Origin of the sequence: Zobellella denitrificans (assembly GCF_002237365.1) — a bacterium.
Classification (GTDB): Bacteria; Pseudomonadota; Gammaproteobacteria; order Enterobacterales; family Aeromonadaceae; genus Oceanimonas; species Oceanimonas denitrificans.
The window spans coordinates 32,632-50,255 of the sequence record NZ_NMUO01000006.1 but is presented as its reverse complement, the minus strand read 5'-3'; the positions used below and the strand labels follow the sequence as shown (position 1 = coordinate 50,255).

The window sequence follows — 17,624 nt, the reverse complement described above, 5'->3', positions numbered from 1 at the left end:
GCAATACCAAGGACGTTACACAAGGAGTAAGGCTTATGAAGAAACTGTTGGTTGCAGGCGCCATGATGGCCGCACTGGCTGCGGGCGCGGTTCAGGCCCAGGACTGGAAAACCGTACGCTTCGGTATCGAAGGTGCCTACCCTCCCTTTTCCTGGACCGATGAAAGCGGCCAGCTGCAGGGCTTCGACGTAGACATGGCCAATGCCCTGTGCGAGCAGATGCAGGTGCAGTGCCAGCTGGTGGCCCAGGATTGGGACGGCATCATCCCCGCCCTGCTGGCGCGCAAGTACGACGCCATCATCGCCGCCATGTCCATTACCGAGGAGCGCAAGCGCACCGTCGACTTTACCGGCAAGTATGCCTTGGTGCCCAACAAGTTCGCCGCCAGGAAGGGCGCCGAACTGGAGCTGAGCCGGGAAGGCCTGGCCGGCAAGCGCATCGGGGTGCAGATCGCCACCACCCACGACAAGTACCTGACCGACAACTACGGCAAGGATGTCGCCCTGGTGCGCTACGGTACCGCCGACGAGGCCTACCTGGATCTGAAGGCCGGCCGCATCGACTATGTGTTCCTGGATGCCACCGCCATCGAGGAGGGCCTGCTCAACAAGGAGGGCGGTGATGCCTTCGAGTTCGTCGGTCCCTCGGTGACCGACGAGCAGTGGTTCGGCGAAGGTTTCGGCATCGCCGTGCGCAAGCAGGATCAGAAACTGAAGGAGATGCTGAACAAGGCGATCCTGGAACTGCGTGAAAACGGCAAGTACCAGGAAATCAACAGCAAGTACTTCGAATACGACGTGTACGGCGGTTAATCAGCGGTTACCGGCCCCGGTTCGGGGCCGGTATGATAGGAAGTCGTTATGCTGGATCTGAAAGGATACGAAAGCTCCATTCTGGAAGGAGCCTGGGTGACCATAGAGGTGGCCCTGTTGTCATTGTTGCTGGCGGTCACCCTGGGGTTGCTGGGGGCGCTGGCCAAACTCTCTTCATTCAAGCCTGCCCGCTGGCTCGCCACCGGCTACACCACCGTCATCCGGGGCATACCGGATCTGGTGCTGATGATGCTGATCTTCTTCGGCGGTCAGGTATTGCTCAATAACTCCCTTTATTCGCTCAACCAGAAGCTGAACGAGTGGATCGGCGGCGGCAATCCCGATCACCAGTGGGTCAGCTATCTGCCCGACTATGTGGAAATCAGTCCCTTTATGGCGGGTATCGTCACCATCGGCTTTATCTTCGGGGCCTACATGACCGAAACCTTCCGCGGCGCCATCCTGGCGGTGGACAAGGGTGAGCTGGAAGCGGCCCGCGCCTACGGCATGAGGCCGACCCTGGTGTTTCGTCGCATCCTGTTTCCGCAGATGATGCGCCACGCCCTGCCGGGGCTGGGCAACAACTGGCTGGTGCTGCTCAAGACCACGGCGCTGGTGTCGATCATCGGTCTCGACGACATGGTGCGCAAGGCGTCGCTGGCGGCGGGGGCCACCCAGTTGCCCTTTACCTTCTATATGGCGGTGGCGGTGATCTTTTTGCTGTTCACCACCCTGTCCACCTCCATGCTCAAGTGGGCCGAGCGCCACTACGCCATTCAGACGAGGTAAACCATGGACTTTTCAATCATCGCCAATGAATGGGACGTCTACTGGCAGGGGCTTTATACCACCCTGTTTCTGGTGGCGCTGTCCCTGCTGCTGGGGCTGATCATCGCCATTCCCACCGGCATCTGTCGCAACAGCAACAACTGGCTGCTGAAGGGGCCGGCCTGGGCCTATATCTACTTCTTCCGCGGCACCCCGCTGCTGGTGCAGCTGTTCCTGATCTACTACGGGGCGGGGCAGTGGGACTGGCTGCGGCAGTCGGCGGCCTGGAGCCTGTTCAGCCAGGCCTGGTTCTGCGCCATCCTGGCCTTCACCCTCAATACCGGGGCCTACACCGCCGAGATCATCCGCGGCGCCATCAACGCCATGCCCAAGGGACAAATCGAGGCGGCCTATGCCTACGGCATGAGCCGGATGACCACGCTGCGGCGGATCATTCTGCCCAACTCCTTCCGCCGCGCCCTGCCCGCCTACAGCAACGAGGTGATCTTCATGCTGCACGGCTCGGCGGTGGCGGGGGTGATCACCATAGTGGATCTGACCGGCGCGGCGCGTATCGTCAATTCCCGCTACTACTCGCCGTTCGAAGCCTTCCTGGCGGCCGGCCTGGTCTACATGTGCCTGACCTTCCTGCTGGTGTGGGGCTTCCGCAAGCTGGAGAACCGCTGGTTCCGCCATCTTAAGCCGAGAACGGCGTAAGGGCGGTGACTGGGGACTAGAGCACCGACCAGTGTAACAATCGATCAATCAGCTATTTGTCGTCTGTTGCAACGTAGAGAAGAGTCAACAGGGCCACCTCCGCCGACACGCTGTAAATACATCCCTGTACGCTCGCACCTGCCATCCCTGGCAGGTGACGGTCGGCGGAGGCTATCCCTGTTGCCTTTTTCAAGCTCTGACGCCGTCTGAGGGTAGTGCCAGCAGGCGGCTACGGTGCGATAGGGAGGGCAAAGGGTGCTGCTCCGCCGGCCCTCCGCGCCAGGGAGGGCGCGGCGGAGCCCCCAGGGATGGGTTTACGGTGTGCCGGAGGAGTAGCACCCTTTGGCCGACGGTCTCTGCCTCGCCAGAATCAACAATGTCTTCGACCAAAGGCGTATCAGAGTCGCCTAAGTTTTAAACTATATGGTGCTCTAGGGGTTTGGGGCCCTTGCCCCAAATCCCTGCGCTTTATTCCCCGAAACTGGCCCAGATGGGGGCGTGATCCGAGGGTTTCTCCAGCCCGCGCAGCTCGTAGTCGATACCGCTGTCGGTCAGTTGGGCCGCCAGGGGGCGGGTGGCGAGGATCAGGTCGATGCGCAGGCCGCGGTTGTCGTCGAAGCCCCTGCTGCGGTAGTCGAACCAGGAGTAGCACTGGCTTTCCTGCGGATGCTGCAGCCGCCAGGTGTCCACCAGGCCCCACTCCAGCAGCCGGTCCATCCATTCCCGCTCTTCCGGCAGGAAGGAGCACTTGCCTTCGCGCAGCCAGCGCTTGCGGTTGGCCTCGCCGATACCGATGTCGAGATCCGTGTGGGAGATGTTCATGTCGCCCATCACCACCAGGGCTTCGTCCGGCCGGTGCTGTTCGCTCAGGTAGTGCTGCAGATCCTGGTAGAAGCGGGTCTTGGCCGGAAACTTGGTCTCATGGCTGCGGTTTTCTCCCTGGGGGAAATAGCCGTTGAGCAGGGTGAGCGGGCTGCCGTCGGGGCGGGCGAAGCGACCCATGATCATCCGCCGCTGGGCGTCTTCCCCGTCGCCGGGAAAGCCCTTGCGGATCTCCAGCGGCTCGGCCTTGCTCAGCAGGGCCACACCATAATGGCCTTTCTGGCCGTGGAAATGGACGTGGTAACCCATGGCCTCGACCTCCGCCAGCGGAAAGGCGTCGTCGTGCACCTTGGTTTCCTGCAGGCCGATGATGTCCGGCTGGTGTTTGTCGATCAGGGCCTGCAACTGGTGCAGGCGCGCCCTGAGGCCATTGATATTGAAGGAAATGACTTTCATAAGGGTGCCCGTTGCTCAAAATGGGCACCATGCTAGCAGAAAGCGGCCTAGTCGGCAGCCGGCCCGTCCGGATAGATCATCCGTTTGCTCATGCCGCCGTCGATGATGAATTCCTGGCCGGTGATAAAGCCCGCTTCGGGGGACAGCAGGAAACGGGCGAGGGCGGCCACGTCTTCGGCCTCGCCCACCCGCCCGGCCGGGTGTTGGCGGTGATCCTCCGGGCTGGGCGCCGCGCCCTGCCGGTCCGGCTGCAACTGGCTGACGTCGATCCAGCCCGGGCTGATGGCGTTGACCCGGACTTCCGGCCCCAGGCTGATGGCCAGGGCGTGGGTCAGGGCGATAAGGCCGCCCTTGGCGGCGGCGTAGGCTTCGCTGTCGGGCTCTGACTGGTGGGCCCGGGTCGAGCCGATGTTGATGATGGCCGAGCCGGGGCGGAGCAGGCCCGACATATGCTTGCAGATCAGCATGGGGCCGGTGAGGTTGACCGCCAGTACCCGCTGCCAGTGGGCCAGGGACAGCTGGCGGATGGATTCGTGGTAGGGCAGGCTGACGGCGGCGTTGTTGATGATGCCGCTGAGCCGGCCGAACTGGCGTTCGACCAGCCGGCTGAGGGTCTGCACCGCCTGCTCGTCGGCCACATCCAGGTGGACCAGCTGCAGCCCCGGCAGCTGGGCCTCGTCCAGTTCGGTCAGGGCATACTTGTCGATATCCAGTCCCAGCACCTGGTAGTCGTGCCGCAGAAAATAGCGGGTCATGCCCAGCCCCAGGCCCCGCGCCGCGCCGGTGATCAGAATTTTGCCCTGGCTCATGCTGTCTCCTCAACCAAAGGTCATGGCGGTATCTCGGATCTTTTACTAAGCGTAGTGGGATTTTTCACGGGCGTTCAGGGTCTTGGGCTATGGGTTGCCACACTTTGTCACATCTTTCCCGCCGCTTGACATAGTCAGGCCGGATGAAGCGGGTAAACTGGGGCCAGCATCAGACTAGGAATGGAATAATGTTGAACAATAACAAGTACAGGGGGCTGCTGTTTGCCGGTCTGTTCGGCTGTGCGCTGGCGGCGTCGGCCCAGAGCGGCCCCGTGGTGTCCACGGTGCGGGTGACCGAGCAGCCGGTGGAGGCCGCGCTCGAACTGATCGGCACCCTCAAGGCCAACCGGCAGGTGGCGATTGCTCCCCAGGTCAGCGCCCGGGTAACGGAGGTGCACTTCGTGCCGGGCCAGCGTATCGAACAGGGGCAGCTGTTGCTCAGCCTGGACGACAGGGCGGCCCAGGCGGCGGTAAAGGAGGCGGAAGCCGCCCTGATGGACGCCCGCCGCATCCTCGGCAATTTCCAGACCCTGTTCAGCCGCAAGGCGGTGACCCAGACCGAACTCGAGGGCCAGCAGGCGGCGGTGGCCATGGCCGAGGCCAAGCTGCAGGCGGTCCGGGTGCAGGCCGACTACCTCAGCCTGCGCGCGCCCTTCGCCGGGATCATCGGCCTGTCCGATGTGGCGCCGGGCATGTTGCTGGCCGCCAATACCCCGGTGGCGGAGTTGCTCGACATTTCCACCCTCAAGCTGGATCTGGCCGTACCCGAGCGCCATTTCCGCCAGCTGAAGGTGGGGGAGCAGCTCAGCGCCCGCACCGATGCCCATGGGGAGCAGGCCTTTATCGGCGAGCTGGCGGTGATCGCCCCCAGCGTCAATCCGGACACCCTCAACGCCGAGGTTCGGCTGCTGTTCGACAACGCCTCGGGGCTGCTGGTGCCGGGCATGCTGATGCGGGTACGTCTGCCCCTGAACAGCAGCGTGCAGGCGGTGATCCCGGCCCAGAGCCTGCTTTATACGGGCAACCAGCGCTATGTGTTCGTGGTGGATGACGAGGGTCGGGCCAGCCGGCGCAGCGTGGCCACAGGCCGCAACCTGGGCGACTGGGTGACCATCACCGAGGGGCTGAGCCCGGGGGAGCGGGTGGTCAGCGAAGGCACCGTCAAGGTGCGCGACGGCATGCAGGTGGAGGTCCAGGGTGAAGCTCTCTGACATTTCCATCGCCCGGCCGGTATTGGCCATAGTGCTCAGCCTGATGTTGTGCGTGTTCGGGCTGATCTCCTTCCTGGAGCTGCCGCTGCGGGAAATGCCGGACACCACCTCGCCGGTGGTGACGGTGCGCACCGATTACAGCGGTACCAGCGCCAGCGTGCTGGAAACCCAGGTCACCAAGCGGCTGGAGGACGAGCTGTCCGGCATCAGCGGGGTCAAGTTCATCAGTTCCAGCACCACCGACGGCCGTTCCAGCATCACCATCGAATTCGATCCCAGCCGGGATCTGGACAACGCCGCCAGCGACGTGCGCGAGGCGGTGTCCCGGGCCTCGCGCCGGCTGCCGTCCGACGCCGACGCGCCCATCGTCACCAAGGACACCGGCCGCAACGACGTCATCCTCTGGGTCACCCTCAGATCCACCGGCATGTCACCGCTGGATCTGGGGGACTATGCCCAGAATGTGCTGGCGGATCGCTTCAGCCTGCTCGACGGGGTCAGCTCGGTATGGGTGGGGGGACGCAAAGAGCGGGTGATGAACGTGCGCCTGGATCCCGCCGCCATGGCGGCGCGGGGGGTGACGGTGGCCGATATCGCCGCCGCCCTGAGAGCCCAGAACGTGGAACTGCCCGCCGGCACCCTGGAAAACGCCCAGCAGAATTTCGCCGCCCGTATCCAGCGCGGCTACGATCAGGCGGTGAACTTCGAAACCCTGACCATCCGCCGGCTCGGCACCGGGGAGCGGGTCTACCTGCGTGACGTGGCCCAGGTGTGGGAAGGGGAAAAACCCGAGGACACCCTGTTCCGCTCCAACGGCCAGAACGTGGTGGGGCTGGGTATCGTCAAGCAGACCCAGGCCAACACCCTGGACGTGGTCAACGAGGTGAAGCAGGCCGTCATCGCCCAGCAGCCCTTCCTGCCGGAAGGCACCGAACTGACCTGGACCTACGACAGCTCGGTGTTTATCGAGAGCGCCATCGGTGAAGTCTACAAGACCCTGACGATCACCATGGCCCTGGTGGTGCTGGTGATCTACATCTTCCTGGGCCAGGTGCGGGCAACCCTGATCCCGGCGGTGACGGTGCCGGTGTCGCTGATCAGCGCCTTCATCCTGGCCTATGCCCTGGGCTTTTCGGTCAATCTCATCACCCTGATGGCGCTGATCATGGCCATCGGCCTGGTGGTGGACGACGCCATAGTGGTGCTGGAGAACATCTATCACCACCTGGAGCGGGGCCGCTCCCCCCTGGCCGCCGCCTGGCACGGCACCCGGGAGGTCGGCTTTGCGGTGATCGCCACCACCCTGACCCTGATCTCGGTGTTTCTGCCCATCGTCTTCATGGGCGGCATCATCGGCCGCATCTTCACCGAATTCGCGGTGCTGCTGGCGGCGGCGGTAGGGTTTTCCTCCCTGGTGGCCCTGACCCTGACCCCGGTGATGGGCAGCAAGATATTGCGACCGCACCGCCAGTCCGGCTGGCTGGCACGCCACTTCGATGCCGGTTTCGCCTGGCTGGAGGGGCGCTACCGCCGCCTGCTCGGCAGCGAACTGGGCCATGTATGGTGGGCGCCCCTGGTGATGGTGGCGGCGCTGGGGCTGATTGCCCTGCTGTTCCGGGAAATCCCCCAGAGCCTGACCCCGCGGGAGGACAGGGGGGTGGTGTTCGTGATGGTGCGGGGGGCCGAGGGTGCCAGCTTCGAGCGCATGAGCCGGGCCATCGGCGAGATAGAGTCTCGCATGACGCCTCTTCTGGAGGAAGGGCTGGCCACCAGCCTGACGGTGCGTACCCCCGGCTTCGGTGGCGGCGTCAACAGCGGCATGGTGATCGCCAGCCTGGAAACCTGGGACAAGCGGGAGGTGCCGGCGGAAGCGCTGGTGAGCCGGATCCGCAGCCTGACCCGGGACGTGGCCGACGTGCTGGTGATCCCCATATTGCCGTCCTCCATCCGCAGCGGCTCGACCTCGCCGGTGGAGTTTGTGCTGAGCGGCGCCGATTACGACGAACTCTACGCCTGGGCCGAGCAGCTCAGGGAGCTGGCGCGGGACAACGCGGGCCTGAGCGACCTGGATCTGGACTATGCCCAGACCAAGCCCGAGCTGCTGGTGGAAGTGGATCAGCAGCGGGCGGCCAAGCTCGGCATTTCGGTCACCGACGTGGCCGACAGCCTCAACGTCATGCTGGGTGGCCAGGCCATCACCACCTATTCCCGTCAGGGAGAAGAATACGACGTTTACCTCAAGGGAGAGGAAAGGGCGTTCCGCCAGCTGCATGATCTGGCCGCCATCTATCTGCGCAGCGCCAACGGCGACCTGGTCTCGCTGGACAACCTGGTGAGCCTGAACGAGCAGGGGGCGTCGCCTTCGCTCAACCACTACAACCGCAAGAAGGCGATTACCCTGAGCGCCAACCTGGTGGGCAACTACAGCCTGGGCCAGGCCCTCGACTACCTGGATGGACTGGTGCGGGAGCACCTGCCGGACAACGCCACCGTCGACTACAAGGGCGAGTCGCTGGAGTACAAGAACAACCAGGGCGACGTGGCCTTCGTGTTCGGGCTGGCGCTGGTGGTGGTGTTCCTGATCCTGGCGGCCCAGTTCGAGAGCTTCATCCATCCCTTCATCGTGCTGCTGACGGTGCCCCTGGGGCTGTTGGGCGGCCTGCTCGGCCTGTACCTGGCGGGCATGACCCTCAATGCCTACAGCCAGATAGCCCTGGTGATGCTGATCGGCCTGGTGACCAAGAACGGCATCCTGATAGTGGAGTTTGCCAACCAGTTGCGGGACAGGGGGCTGGAATTCCAGCAGGCGCTGGTGGAAGCGGCGGTGCGCCGGCTGCGGCCCATACTGATGACTGCCTTCACCACGGTGGCGGGCTCCATTCCCTTGATCCTGGCCAGCGGCGCCGGCGCCGAAAGCCGGCAGGCGGTGGGGACAGTGGTGTTCGCCGGCGTGGCCCTGGCCACCCTGCTCACCCTCTTTATCGTGCCCGCCATGTACCGCATGCTGGCGCGCCACACCCAGTCGCCGGAGCACCAGCAGCGGCTGCTGGACAAGGCATTGCGGGAAAAGCCTGAATAGGCCGGAAGCGGTTGCGGGCGGTGAACGGGGGCTGGGGATCATCGCCCAATCCCCATCGCCTGCGCGCTCCTGCGATTGTAGGGTCGACTTCAGTCGACCAAAGCAGGGGGCGCCATTGATATGGACCTACGCAGGCGGAAAATAAAAAAGCCGGTGCAATGCACCGGCTTGAAGGATGGTGGAGGGGACTGGATTCGAACCAGTGAAGGCGGAGCCGTCAGATTTACAGTCTGATCCCTTTGGCCACTCGGGAACCCCTCCACGAGTAAACTTGCAACTTGTCCGCCGACGCTTGGCGCCGGCATGGGAATATGGTGGAGGGGGCTGGATTCGAACCAGCGAAGGCTGAGCCGTCAGATTTACAGTCTGATCCCTTTGGCCGCTCGGGAACCCCTCCGCGTTTGTGGGGCGCATACTACCAAAAAGAATCGCTTTGTGAACCCCTAGAAAGCAATTAATTTACTAAATTAAAGGGATTTGCTGCCGATAACAGTTCAAATGCCTAATATTTGCACTTTTTATGCTGCCAGAGATCTCCGCCAACCTGCTCGTCAATGACAGTCAGCTCGGTGACAGCCTAAACCAGGCGGTCCACCAGGGCCGTCGTGGCGATTTTGGCCTGTTGCTGGCGCTGTTGTCGGAGGATGCCCGGGATCTGCCCCGGCTGGACGAGCCGGAGGACGAGCGGGGGCTGCCGGACTGGCGGCGCTATTTCGACTTGCCCGCCCCTGACCCCCTCTATGCGGAGGAGGCCGACGCCATCCGCGCGCCCCAGTTGTCCGCCCTGGCCGGCGGCTTGCAGCAGGACAGCCTGCGGCTGTTGCTGGCGATGCGGGCCGAGCCGCTCAGGCCGAGCGACGAGCGGCTGCCGGCGGAGGTGAGCGGCAACCTCAACCCCCGTACCCTGGCCCGGCTGGACGGTGAACTGAAGGTCGGGTTGCCGGTGCAGCCGTCCCGCATGCTGGCGGTGCTGGAGTCGGTCAGGGCGATGGCCTGAGGGTCAGGCGGGAAGAAGGGAAGACAACGGCGTGCCTTGTCTGCCTCGGCTTGTTGGTAAAACAGTCTGATTCACGGGGTATGAGTTGGCCCTTTGTCCGTCTGTTTGGTATGCGTGTTGCTTGTTTCAGCGGGCCTTGCCCGCCCTTGGTCAGCCGCCGTGGGCCCGACGGCAGCCTTCGATGGCCGGGGCCAGCAGCTCGAGTGCCGTCTGCTCGCAGGGGGGCAGGGCGGCATCGGACTGGGCCAGGGGGGTGATGCGCTCGCCCCAGCGGATCAGGGCGGCGCCCCAGGTCAGGCCGGCGCCGAAGGCGGCGGTGAGCAGCAGGGCGCCGGGCTTGATGCGGCCCTGCTCCAGCGCCTCGCACAGGGCGATGGGCACGGTGGCGGCGGAGGTGTTGCCGTACCGGCCGATATTGACCATCACCTTGTCCTCGGGCAGTTCCATCTTTTTGGCCAGGGTTTCGATGATGCGGATATTGGCCTGGTGCGGCAGCAGCAGGTCGATATCCTGCCCGGTCACGCCGGCCTGCTCCAGCACCATGGCGGCGGCATCGCCCATGCCCTTCACCGCCCGTTTGAAGATTTCCTTGCCCTCGAAATTCACCTCGAACAGGCCGTCCACATGGGCGAAGCGGCGCCGGCAGGTGCCGGAGTCGGGCACCGCCAGTATCTCCCGCGCCTCGGCGTCGCAGCCCAGCTTGTCGGCGATGACGCCCTGGGGCTCCTCACCGGCTTCCAGCACCACGGCGCCGGCGCCGTCGCCGAACAGCACGGCGGTGTCCCGCTGGGTCCAGTCCAGGTAGTGGGTCAGCCGCTCGGCGCCGATCACCAGGATCCGCTGCATGCTGCCGGCCTTGATCAGGGCGTTGCCCACGCTCAGGGCGTAGAGGAAGCCGGTGCAGGCGGCGTTGATGTCGAACACCGCCGCCCGGCCGGCCCCCAGGGCCTGCTGCACCGCCGAGGCGGCGCTGGGCACCAGGCTGTCGGGGCTGGCGGTGGCCAGGATGATGCCGTCGAGCCGGCCGGCGTCGAGCCCGGCGGCGGCCAGGGCGTGGCGGGCGGCGACCACGGCCAGCTCGGAGGTGTTGACGTGGGCGATACGGCGTTCCCTGATGCCGGTGCGGCTATGGATCCAGTCGTCGGAGGTGTCGAGGAAGGTGCTGAGGTCGTCGTTGCTCAGCATGGCCGGAGGCAGGCATTTGCCCCAACCGGTAATATTGGCATAACGCATGGCGGGCCCGTATAGCGATGAAGGGATAGCCGCGATTATGCCCTAGCCGTCACAGGCTGTCATGCTCATGTAACAGGATTAGAGCAAAACCTCGGTGCCCTGTCCGCCGCGGGACACCGAGGGGGCGCCTGGACCTTCGGCTCTCAGCGCGCTTGGTATTGGCGAATGGCGTCGACCATGCCGTCCGCGTCCAGGCCCAGGAGGGCCAGGATCTGCCGCTGCTCGCCCTGCTCGATAAAGCGGTCGGGCAGGCCCAGGTTCAGCACCGGCACCGGCCGCTTGTGGCGCATCAGGCACTCGTTCACCGCCGAGCCGGCGCCGCCCATAAGGGCGTTTTCCTCTATGGTCACCAGCAGTTCGTGGTTATCCAGCAACGACAGCAACAGGGCTTCGTCCAGGGGCTTGACGAAGCGCATGTCGACCAGGGTGGCGTCCAGCCGTTCGGCGGCAAGCTGCGCTTCTGCCAGCAGGGTGCCGAAGTTGAGCAGGGCCACGCCGCTGCCCCGGCGGACGATCCGGCCCTTGCCCAGTTCCAGCGCCGTCATCGATGCTTCGATCTCCACGCCGCAGCCGCCGCCGCGCGGGTAGCGCACCGCCGCCGGTCCCGGGTGCATGTAGCCGGTGTACAGCATCTGCCGGCATTCGTTTTCGTCGGCGGGGGTCATGATCACCATGTTGGGCACGGTGCGCAGGTAGCCGAGATCGAAGGCACCCTGGTGGGTGGGGCCGTCGGCGCCGACGATGCCGGCCCGGTCGATGGCGAACAGCACATCCAGGTGCTGCAGCGCCACGTCGTGGATCAGCTGATCGTAGGCCCGCTGCAAAAAGGTGGAGTAAATAGCCACCACCGGCTTCTTGCCCTCTATCGCCAGGCCCGCCGCCAGGGTCACCGCGTGCTGCTCGGCGATGGCCACGTCGAAGTAGCGCTGGGGATATTCCCGGGAGAAACGCACCAGGCCCGAGCCTTCGCGCATGGCCGGGGTGATGGCCATCAGCCGGGGATCCAGCCGGGCCATGTCGCACAGCCAGTTGCCGAAGATGGCGGAGTAGGACAGGCCGCCCCCGCCGCTCTTGGGCAACTGATGGTGGTTGGGGTCGAACTTGGGCACGCCGTGGTAACCGATGGGATCCTGCTCGGCGGGCAGGTAGCCCTTGCCCTTGCGGGTCATCACATGCAGGAACTGGGGGCCCTTGAGCTTGCGCATGTTGCGCAGGGTTTCCACCAGGGTCTCGATGTCGTGGCCGTCGATGGGGCCGACGTAATTGAAGCCGAACTCCTCGAACAGGGTGCCGGGCACCACCATGCCCTTGAGGTGCTCCTCGGCCCGGCGGGCCAGCTCCTTGATCGGGGGCACCATCTCCAGCGCCTTCTTGCCCCCTTCGCGCAGGGTGCTGTAGAGGGAGCCGGACATGATCCGCGCCAGGTGGTTGTTGAGGGCGCCCACGTTCTCGGAGATGGACATCTCGTTGTCGTTGAGCACCACCAGCATGTCCTTGTGGATGTCGCCGGCGTGGTTGAGCGCCTCGAAGGCCATGCCGGCGGTGAGGGCGCCGTCGCCGATCACCGCCACCACCTTGCGGCCCTTGTTCTCTTCCGCGGCGGCGATGGCCATGCCCAGCGCCGCGCCGATGCTGGTGCTGGAGTGGCCCACCGACAGGGTGTCGTACTCGCTTTCTTCCCGCCAGGGAAAGGGATGCAGACCCTGGTACTGGCGAATGCTGGCCATGCGCTCGCGCCGGCCGGTGAGGATCTTGTGCGGATAGGCCTGGTGGCCCACGTCCCACACCAGGCGGTCGAAGGGGGTGTTGTAGACGTAGTGCAGGGCGACCGTCAGTTCCACCACGCCCAGGCCGGAGGCCAGGTGGCCGCTGCTGCGGCTCACCGAATGCAGCAGGTAGGCCCGCAGTTCGTCGCACAGGGCGGGCAGCCGCTCCTGGGGCAGGCTGCGCAGTTCGTCCGGCAGGTTGGCCAGGGCCAGGGTCGGGTAATCGGCAATATTCAGACTCATAGGCTTATTATTATCCTCGCCCTAGAACTCGCGTTTCACGATGTAGTGGGCGAATGCTTCCAGTGTATGGGTGGGGTAGGGGATTTCCGCCAGCGCCGCCAGCGCCTGCTGATAGAGCTGCTGTGCCAGTTGCCGGGCGCCGTCCAGCCCGAGCAGCGCCGGGTAGGTACTCTTCTGCTGCACCAGATCCTTGCCCCGGGTCTTGCCCAGGGTCTGGGTATCGGCGGTGATGTCCAGGATGTCGTCCTGCACCTGGAAGGCCAGGCCGATGGCTTCGGCGTAGCGGCTCAGGGCGTTCAGGTGGGCTTCGTCCAGATCCCGGGCGCAGAGGGCGCCCAGGCGCACGGCGGCGCGGATCAGGGCACCGGTCTTGTGGCGGTGCAGGGTCTCCAGCCGGGACTGATCGATAAGCTTGCCTTCGCTTTGCATGTCCAGGGCCTGACCGCCGCACATGCCGGCGTAGCCGCTGGCCCGGGCCAGCTCCTGCACCATGCGCAACCGGCGGCCGGCATCGAGGCCGTCGTCCCACTGGCGGCTGAGCAGTTCGAAGGCCAGGGTCTGCAGGGCGTCGCCGGCGAGGATGGCGGTGGCTTCGTCGAATGCCTTGTGCACAGTGGGCTTGCCCCGGCGCAGGTCGTCGTTGTCCATGGCCGGCAGATCGTCGTGGATCAGCGAATAGGCGTGGATGCACTCGACGGCGGCGGCGGCGGCATCCAGTGCCCGGGGGCTGGCGTTGCCCAGCAGCTCACCGCTGGCGTACACCAGCATGGGGCGAACCCGCTTGCCGCCCTGCAGCAGGCCGTATTCCATGGCGGCCTTGAGTTCAGGCGCCAGTTCATCCAGCTCGTGCAGGGTCCGGGACAGGACGGCGTCTATCCGCTCGCCGTACTGCTGCTGTAACAGCACAACGCTCACCTCAGCGCTCCTCTTGTCCTGGATTAAAGGCCACCAGCCGCTCTTCGCCTTCCTGTTGCAGCAGCACCTGCACCTGTTGCTCGGCCTGGGCCAGCCGCTGTTGCCCGGCCCGCACCAGCTGCACGCCCCGCTCGAAGGACTTGAGCGCCTGCTCCAGGCTCAGCTCGCCCTCCTCCAGTTGGCTGACCAGGCTTTCCAGCTCCGCGAGGGCGCTTTCAAAATCCATGTTTTCCGGTTTTTTGGTGGCCACGGCGATCCCCTGTGGTTCGACTTGCAAAATTGTCGGCAATAGTAACATTGCCGCCCGGGGTTTGGCGAAAGATATAGAGGGCGGGCCGGAGCCGGCTCGTCCTTTTCGGCTAAAGAAAATCTGCCGCTGCCGATAACAACATCGGCGACAAGAGAAGCCGTGACGAGGTAAGATTGGCGCCGTTTCAGGTACGCGATAACAGCAGAGTGAGGACCCTATTTTGGATCTGGCAACCCTTCTTGGATTGATCGGTGGACTGGCATTTATTTCCATGGCGATGGTGCTGGGTGGTGGCATCACCATGTATATGGATGTGCCGGCGATCTTTATCGTCTTCGTCGGCTCCCTGTTCGTGGTGATGATGAAGTTCAATCTCGGTCAGTTTTTTGGTGCCACCCGGATAGCGGCTCGTGCCTTTATGTTCAAGCTGGAAAAACCCGAGGAGCTGATCGAGCGGGTGGTGCAACTGGCCGATGCGGCGCGCAAGGGCGGTTTCCTGGCGCTGGAGGAAGCGGAAATTACCAACCCTTTCCTGCAAAAAGCGGTCAACATGCTGGTGGACGGCCATGAGCAGGGGGTGGTGAAGGCGGCCCTGGAAAAGGACATCGAGCTCACCGCCGAGCGCCAGACCGAAGGGGCGCGTATCTTCCGCGCCCTGGGCGATGTGGCGCCGGCCATGGGCATGATAGGCACCCTGATCGGCCTGGTGGCCATGCTGGCCAATATGGACGATCCCAAGGCCATAGGGCCGGCCATGTCCATTGCCCTGCTGACCACCCTCTATGGCGCCATCTTCGCCAACATGATCGCCTTGCCGATCGCCGACAAGCTCGAGTTGCGCATGGGGGAAGAGCGGCTGAACCGTACCCTTATCCTCGATGCGATCATGAGTATTCAGGACGGGCAAAATCCTCGCATCATGCAAGGCCTGCTGGAGAACTACCTGGCTGATGCCAAGCGTTTGCGGGAGGAATAGTGGCAAAACATAAAAAGGACAAGCCGAAACCGGCGGGCGCGCCCGCCTGGATGACCACCTTTGCCGATCTGGCCACCATACTGATGAGCTTCTTCGTGCTGTTGCTGGCCTTTGCCGAGATGGACGTGCTCAAGTTCAAGCAGATCGCCGGCAGCATGAAATATGCCTTCGGGGTACAGAACCAGCTGGAAGTGACCGAAATCCCCAAAGGCACCTCGGTGATCGCTCTGGAGTTCAGGCCCGGCCGGCCCGAACCGACCCCCATAGATACCGTGATGCAGCAGACCCTGGACTCCACCCAGGCGGAACTGGATTTCCAGCCCGGAGAATCCGATCGTTCCGCCGGCTTCGCCCGGGAGGTCGGGAACCTGAGCGGCAGCGAGCAGCCGGACATTCCGCAGACCGAGCCGGAAACCCTGACCATAGCCCAGGAGCTGGCAGAAAGCCTGAGCGAGCCCATCGAGCAGGAAGCGATAGAAATCGAGGCCCTGGGCCAGCAGGTGGTGATCCGCATCCGGGAGAATGCCTCCTTCCCCGCCGGCTCGGCCTTCCTGCAACCCCAGTTCTGGCCGGTGGTGCGCCAGATAGGCGGCCTGATCAAGGAGTTGCCCGGCGAGATCCTGGTGTCGGGGCATTCGGACGATATCCAGACCAGTAACGAGCTGTTCCGCTCCAATTGGGAACTGTCGACCCAACGGGCGCTGGCGGTGGCGGATCAGCTGCTGCGGGTGGAGGGGTTCGACGATGGCCGCATGGTGGTGATGGGCATGGCGGACACCCGGCCGCTGGCGCCCAACGACACCGCCGAAAACCGCAGCCGCAACCGTCGGGTGGAGATCACCATTTCCCAGGGCAAGCCCAAGTTCACCCCGCCGCTGGAGCTGCTGTCGCCCTGAGGCGGCTCCCCGCTATTTTTTAAGCAAAGACCCGGCATTGTTGTATAATGCCGGGCTTTCGTTTTTTCGCTGTCCCGGACGTACCGAACCATGAAATTTATTATCAAGCTGCATCCCGAAATCACCATCAAGAGCAAGTCGGTGCGTCAGCGCATGAGCAAGATCCTGCAGGGCAATATCCGCAATGTGCTCAAGCCGCTGGACGAGCACGTCAAGATCCGCGCCGACTGGGACAAGCTGGTGCTGCGCAGCAATATCCTGACCGAGGAGCACCGTGCGGCCATGATCGCCGCCCTGGCCTGCATTCCCGGCATCCAGAGTTTTCTGGAGGTCAAGGAATACCAGGTGACCACCCTCGACGAAATCCTGGAACTGACCCAGGCCATGTTCGGCGACAGGCTGGCGGGCAAGACCTTTTGCGTGCGCGCCAAGCGCCGGGGCCAGCAGTCGTTCAGCTCCCTGGATGTGGAGCGCTACGTGGGCGGCGGCCTCAACCAGCGCTGCGCTACCGGCGGCGTCCGGCTGAAAAATCCCGATCTGCAGATCAACCTGGAGCTGGACGGTGATCGCCTCTTTCTGGTGAGCGGGCAACATGTCGGGCTCGGTGGCTTTCCCATCGCCACCCAGGAGAGCGTGCTCAGCCTGATGTCCGGCGGCTACGACTCGGGCGTGGCCTCCTACCAGTTCATCAAGCGCGGCAGCCGGGTGCATTACTGCTTCTTTAACCTGGGCGGGCGCGAGCACGAAGCCGGGGTGCGGGAGGTGGTGCACTACCTGTGGAAGAAGTACGGCGCGTCCCACCGGGTCAAGTTTATTTCGGTGCCCTTCGAGGGGGTGGTGGCCGAGATCCTGGACAAGATCGACAAGGGCCATATGGGCGTGGTGCTCAAGCGCATGATGATGCGTGCCGGCGCCGCCGTGGCCGAGAAGCTGGATATCAGGGCGCTGGTGACCGGCGAGTCCATGGGCCAGGTATCGAGCCAGACGGTGACCAACCTCAACGTCATCGACAGGGTCACCGACACCCTGATACTGCGTCCGCTGATCGCCGCCGACAAGCAGGACATCATCGATCAGGCCCGGCAGATAGGCACTGCCGCCTACGCCGAAAAAATGCCGGAATACTGCGGGGTCATCTCCCAAAAGCCCACCATCAAGGCGGACCTGGCCAAGGTGGAGGCCGAGGAGGCCAGGTTCGACTTCGGCGTGCTCGATACCGCCATCCAGGCGTCCTTCGTGGAGGATGTGCGGGATCTGGCCAGGGCCTGGACCCTGCCGGAGGTGGAGTTCAGCGAGGCGGCCGGCAACGACGAGGTGATCCTGGATATCCGCGCTCCGGAGGAAGAAGAGGAGGCGCCGCTGCAGGTGGACGGCCACCAGGTGCTGCACCTGCCGTTCTTCAAGCTGGCCCACCAGTTCGGCGAGCTGGATTCAAGCAAGACCTATCTGCTCTACTGCGCCCGGGGCGTGATGAGCCGGCTGCAGGCCATCCACCTGAAGGAGCAGGGCTTCGACAACGTCAAGGTGTACAAGCCTTAAATAACAGTTCCGCATGGTAGCTCACTACCGGCAGCGACTGGGTTTCGCTAAGCAGACCCTCCGCGCCAGGGATGGCGCGGCGGAGCCCCCAGGGACGGGTTTACGGCGTGTCTGCGTGCGGGACCCGGTCGATGT

Annotated in this window: 15 protein-coding genes and 2 tRNA genes; 9 read left to right on the top strand and 8 right to left on the bottom strand. The window is 64.2% G+C overall.

All coding sequences use genetic code 11. From position 1 onward, the window contains the following. Nucleotides 1-35: 35 nt before the first annotated feature. Genes CGX12_RS02675 through CGX12_RS02665 form a run of 3 tightly spaced genes read left to right on the top strand, consistent with a single transcriptional unit; the run spans nt 36 to nt 2,297 of the window. Complete coding sequence (locus CGX12_RS02675; RefSeq protein ID WP_094038354.1) at nt 36-812, top strand: ABC transporter substrate-binding protein; 777 nt, start codon at nt 36-38, stop codon at nt 810-812. A gap of 48 nt (nt 813-860) precedes the next feature. Beyond that, nucleotides 861-1,601, top strand: coding sequence for an ABC transporter permease (locus CGX12_RS02670; RefSeq protein WP_094038353.1), 741 nt, complete (start codon nt 861-863; stop codon nt 1,599-1,601). 3 nt (nt 1,602-1,604) lie between these two features. After that, nucleotides 1,605-2,297, top strand: a complete 693-nt coding sequence (locus CGX12_RS02665; protein WP_094038352.1) for an ABC transporter permease — start codon at nt 1,605-1,607, stop codon at nt 2,295-2,297. A gap of 468 nt (nt 2,298-2,765) precedes the next feature. Here the strand turns inward: CGX12_RS02665 and xthA are convergent, their stop codons facing one another. Together xthA and CGX12_RS02655 are read right to left on the bottom strand one after the other, a co-directional pair. Continuing rightward, on the bottom strand, nt 2,766-3,575 hold the full coding sequence (gene xthA, locus CGX12_RS02660; RefSeq protein WP_094038351.1) for an exodeoxyribonuclease III: 810 nt from the start codon (nt 3,573-3,575) through the stop codon (nt 2,766-2,768). A gap of 47 nt (nt 3,576-3,622) precedes the next feature. Then, on the bottom strand, nt 3,623-4,384 hold the full coding sequence (locus CGX12_RS02655) for an SDR family oxidoreductase (RefSeq protein ID WP_094038350.1): 762 nt from the start codon (nt 4,382-4,384) through the stop codon (nt 3,623-3,625). Between the two features lie 188 nt (nt 4,385-4,572). On the opposite strand from CGX12_RS02655, the gene CGX12_RS02650 reads away from it, so the two are divergent. After that, nucleotides 4,573-5,595, top strand: a complete 1,023-nt coding sequence (locus CGX12_RS02650; protein ID WP_094038349.1) for an efflux RND transporter periplasmic adaptor subunit — start codon at nt 4,573-4,575, stop codon at nt 5,593-5,595. Continuing rightward, nucleotides 5,582-8,674: an efflux RND transporter permease subunit gene (locus CGX12_RS02645; RefSeq protein ID WP_094038348.1), complete on the top strand. Its 3,093-nt coding sequence runs from the start codon at nt 5,582-5,584 to the stop codon at nt 8,672-8,674. The genes CGX12_RS02650 and CGX12_RS02645 overlap by 14 nt, the downstream gene beginning before the upstream one ends. 176 nt (nt 8,675-8,850) lie before the next feature. Here the strand turns inward: CGX12_RS02645 and CGX12_RS02640 are convergent. Next, a tRNA-Tyr gene (locus CGX12_RS02640) sits at nt 8,851-8,935 on the bottom strand. A 51-nt stretch (nt 8,936-8,986) separates the two neighbouring features. Next, nucleotides 8,987-9,071: transfer RNA gene (locus CGX12_RS02635), tRNA-Tyr, on the bottom strand. 123 nt (nt 9,072-9,194) lie between these two features. On the opposite strand from CGX12_RS02635, the gene CGX12_RS02630 reads away from it, so the two are divergent. Further along, the gene (locus CGX12_RS02630; RefSeq protein ID WP_094038347.1) at nt 9,195-9,671 is read left to right on the top strand and encodes a VC2046/SO_2500 family protein; all 477 of its coding nucleotides are present in this window, start codon (nt 9,195-9,197) and stop codon (nt 9,669-9,671) included. 150 nt (nt 9,672-9,821) lie between these two features. Here the strand turns inward: CGX12_RS02630 and CGX12_RS02625 are convergent, their stop codons facing one another. From CGX12_RS02625 to xseB, 4 genes are all read right to left on the bottom strand, one after another. After that, on the bottom strand, nt 9,822-10,904 hold the full coding sequence (locus CGX12_RS02625; RefSeq protein WP_094038346.1) for a ketoacyl-ACP synthase III: 1,083 nt from the start codon (nt 10,902-10,904) through the stop codon (nt 9,822-9,824). 143 nt (nt 10,905-11,047) lie between these two features. After that, nucleotides 11,048-12,913: a 1-deoxy-D-xylulose-5-phosphate synthase gene (gene dxs, locus CGX12_RS02620; protein WP_094038345.1), complete on the bottom strand. Its 1,866-nt coding sequence runs from the start codon at nt 12,911-12,913 to the stop codon at nt 11,048-11,050. A 21-nt stretch (nt 12,914-12,934) separates the two neighbouring features. Then, nucleotides 12,935-13,828 carry a (2E,6E)-farnesyl diphosphate synthase gene (ispA, locus tag CGX12_RS02615; RefSeq protein ID WP_176441985.1) on the bottom strand — a complete coding sequence of 298 codons (894 nt, stop codon included), beginning with the start codon at nt 13,826-13,828 and terminating at the stop codon, nt 12,935-12,937. A 1-nt stretch (nt 13,829) separates the two neighbouring features. Continuing rightward, on the bottom strand, nt 13,830-14,078 hold the full coding sequence (xseB, locus tag CGX12_RS02610; protein ID WP_176441984.1) for an exodeoxyribonuclease VII small subunit: 249 nt from the start codon (nt 14,076-14,078) through the stop codon (nt 13,830-13,832). A 220-nt stretch (nt 14,079-14,298) separates the two neighbouring features. Between xseB and pomA the strand changes: the two genes are divergently transcribed. The 3 genes from pomA (at nt 14,299) to thiI (ending at nt 17,489) form a co-directional block, all read left to right on the top strand. Then, nucleotides 14,299-15,054, top strand: a complete 756-nt coding sequence (gene pomA / locus CGX12_RS02605; protein WP_094038344.1) for a flagellar motor protein PomA — start codon at nt 14,299-14,301, stop codon at nt 15,052-15,054. A gap of 50 nt (nt 15,055-15,104) precedes the next feature. After that, nucleotides 15,105-15,950 (top strand): flagellar motor protein MotB, encoded by an 846-nt coding sequence (locus CGX12_RS02600; RefSeq protein ID WP_094038343.1) that lies wholly within the window; start codon nt 15,105-15,107, stop codon nt 15,948-15,950. A gap of 90 nt (nt 15,951-16,040) precedes the next feature. After that, nucleotides 16,041-17,489 (top strand): tRNA uracil 4-sulfurtransferase ThiI, encoded by a 1,449-nt coding sequence (gene thiI, locus CGX12_RS02595; RefSeq protein WP_094038342.1) that lies wholly within the window; start codon nt 16,041-16,043, stop codon nt 17,487-17,489. The last annotated feature ends 135 nt before the right edge of the window (nt 17,490-17,624 follow it).

What these genes read in the sequence shown, in the direction of transcription:
- CGX12_RS02675 (WP_094038354.1), top strand. Translation starts at nt 36, where the DNA reads ATGAAGAAACTGTTGGTTGCAGGCGCCATGATGGCCGCACTGGCTGCG.
- CGX12_RS02670 (WP_094038353.1), top strand. Translation starts at nt 861, where the DNA reads ATGCTGGATCTGAAAGGATACGAAAGCTCCATTCTGGAAGGAGCCTGG.
- CGX12_RS02665 (WP_094038352.1), top strand. Translation starts at nt 1,605, where the DNA reads ATGGACTTTTCAATCATCGCCAATGAATGGGACGTCTACTGGCAGGGG.
- xthA (WP_094038351.1), bottom strand. Translation starts at nt 3,575, where the DNA reads ATGAAAGTCATTTCCTTCAATATCAATGGCCTCAGGGCGCGCCTGCAC.
- CGX12_RS02655 (WP_094038350.1), bottom strand. Translation starts at nt 4,384, where the DNA reads ATGAGCCAGGGCAAAATTCTGATCACCGGCGCGGCGCGGGGCCTGGGG.
- CGX12_RS02650 (WP_094038349.1), top strand. Translation starts at nt 4,573, where the DNA reads ATGTTGAACAATAACAAGTACAGGGGGCTGCTGTTTGCCGGTCTGTTC.
- CGX12_RS02630 (WP_094038347.1), top strand. Translation starts at nt 9,195, where the DNA reads ATGCTGCCAGAGATCTCCGCCAACCTGCTCGTCAATGACAGTCAGCTC.
- CGX12_RS02625 (WP_094038346.1), bottom strand. Translation starts at nt 10,904, where the DNA reads ATGCGTTATGCCAATATTACCGGTTGGGGCAAATGCCTGCCTCCGGCC.
- dxs (WP_094038345.1), bottom strand. Translation starts at nt 12,913, where the DNA reads ATGAGTCTGAATATTGCCGATTACCCGACCCTGGCCCTGGCCAACCTG.
- CGX12_RS02600 (WP_094038343.1), top strand. Translation starts at nt 15,105, where the DNA reads ATGACCACCTTTGCCGATCTGGCCACCATACTGATGAGCTTCTTCGTG.
- thiI (WP_094038342.1), top strand. Translation starts at nt 16,041, where the DNA reads ATGAAATTTATTATCAAGCTGCATCCCGAAATCACCATCAAGAGCAAG.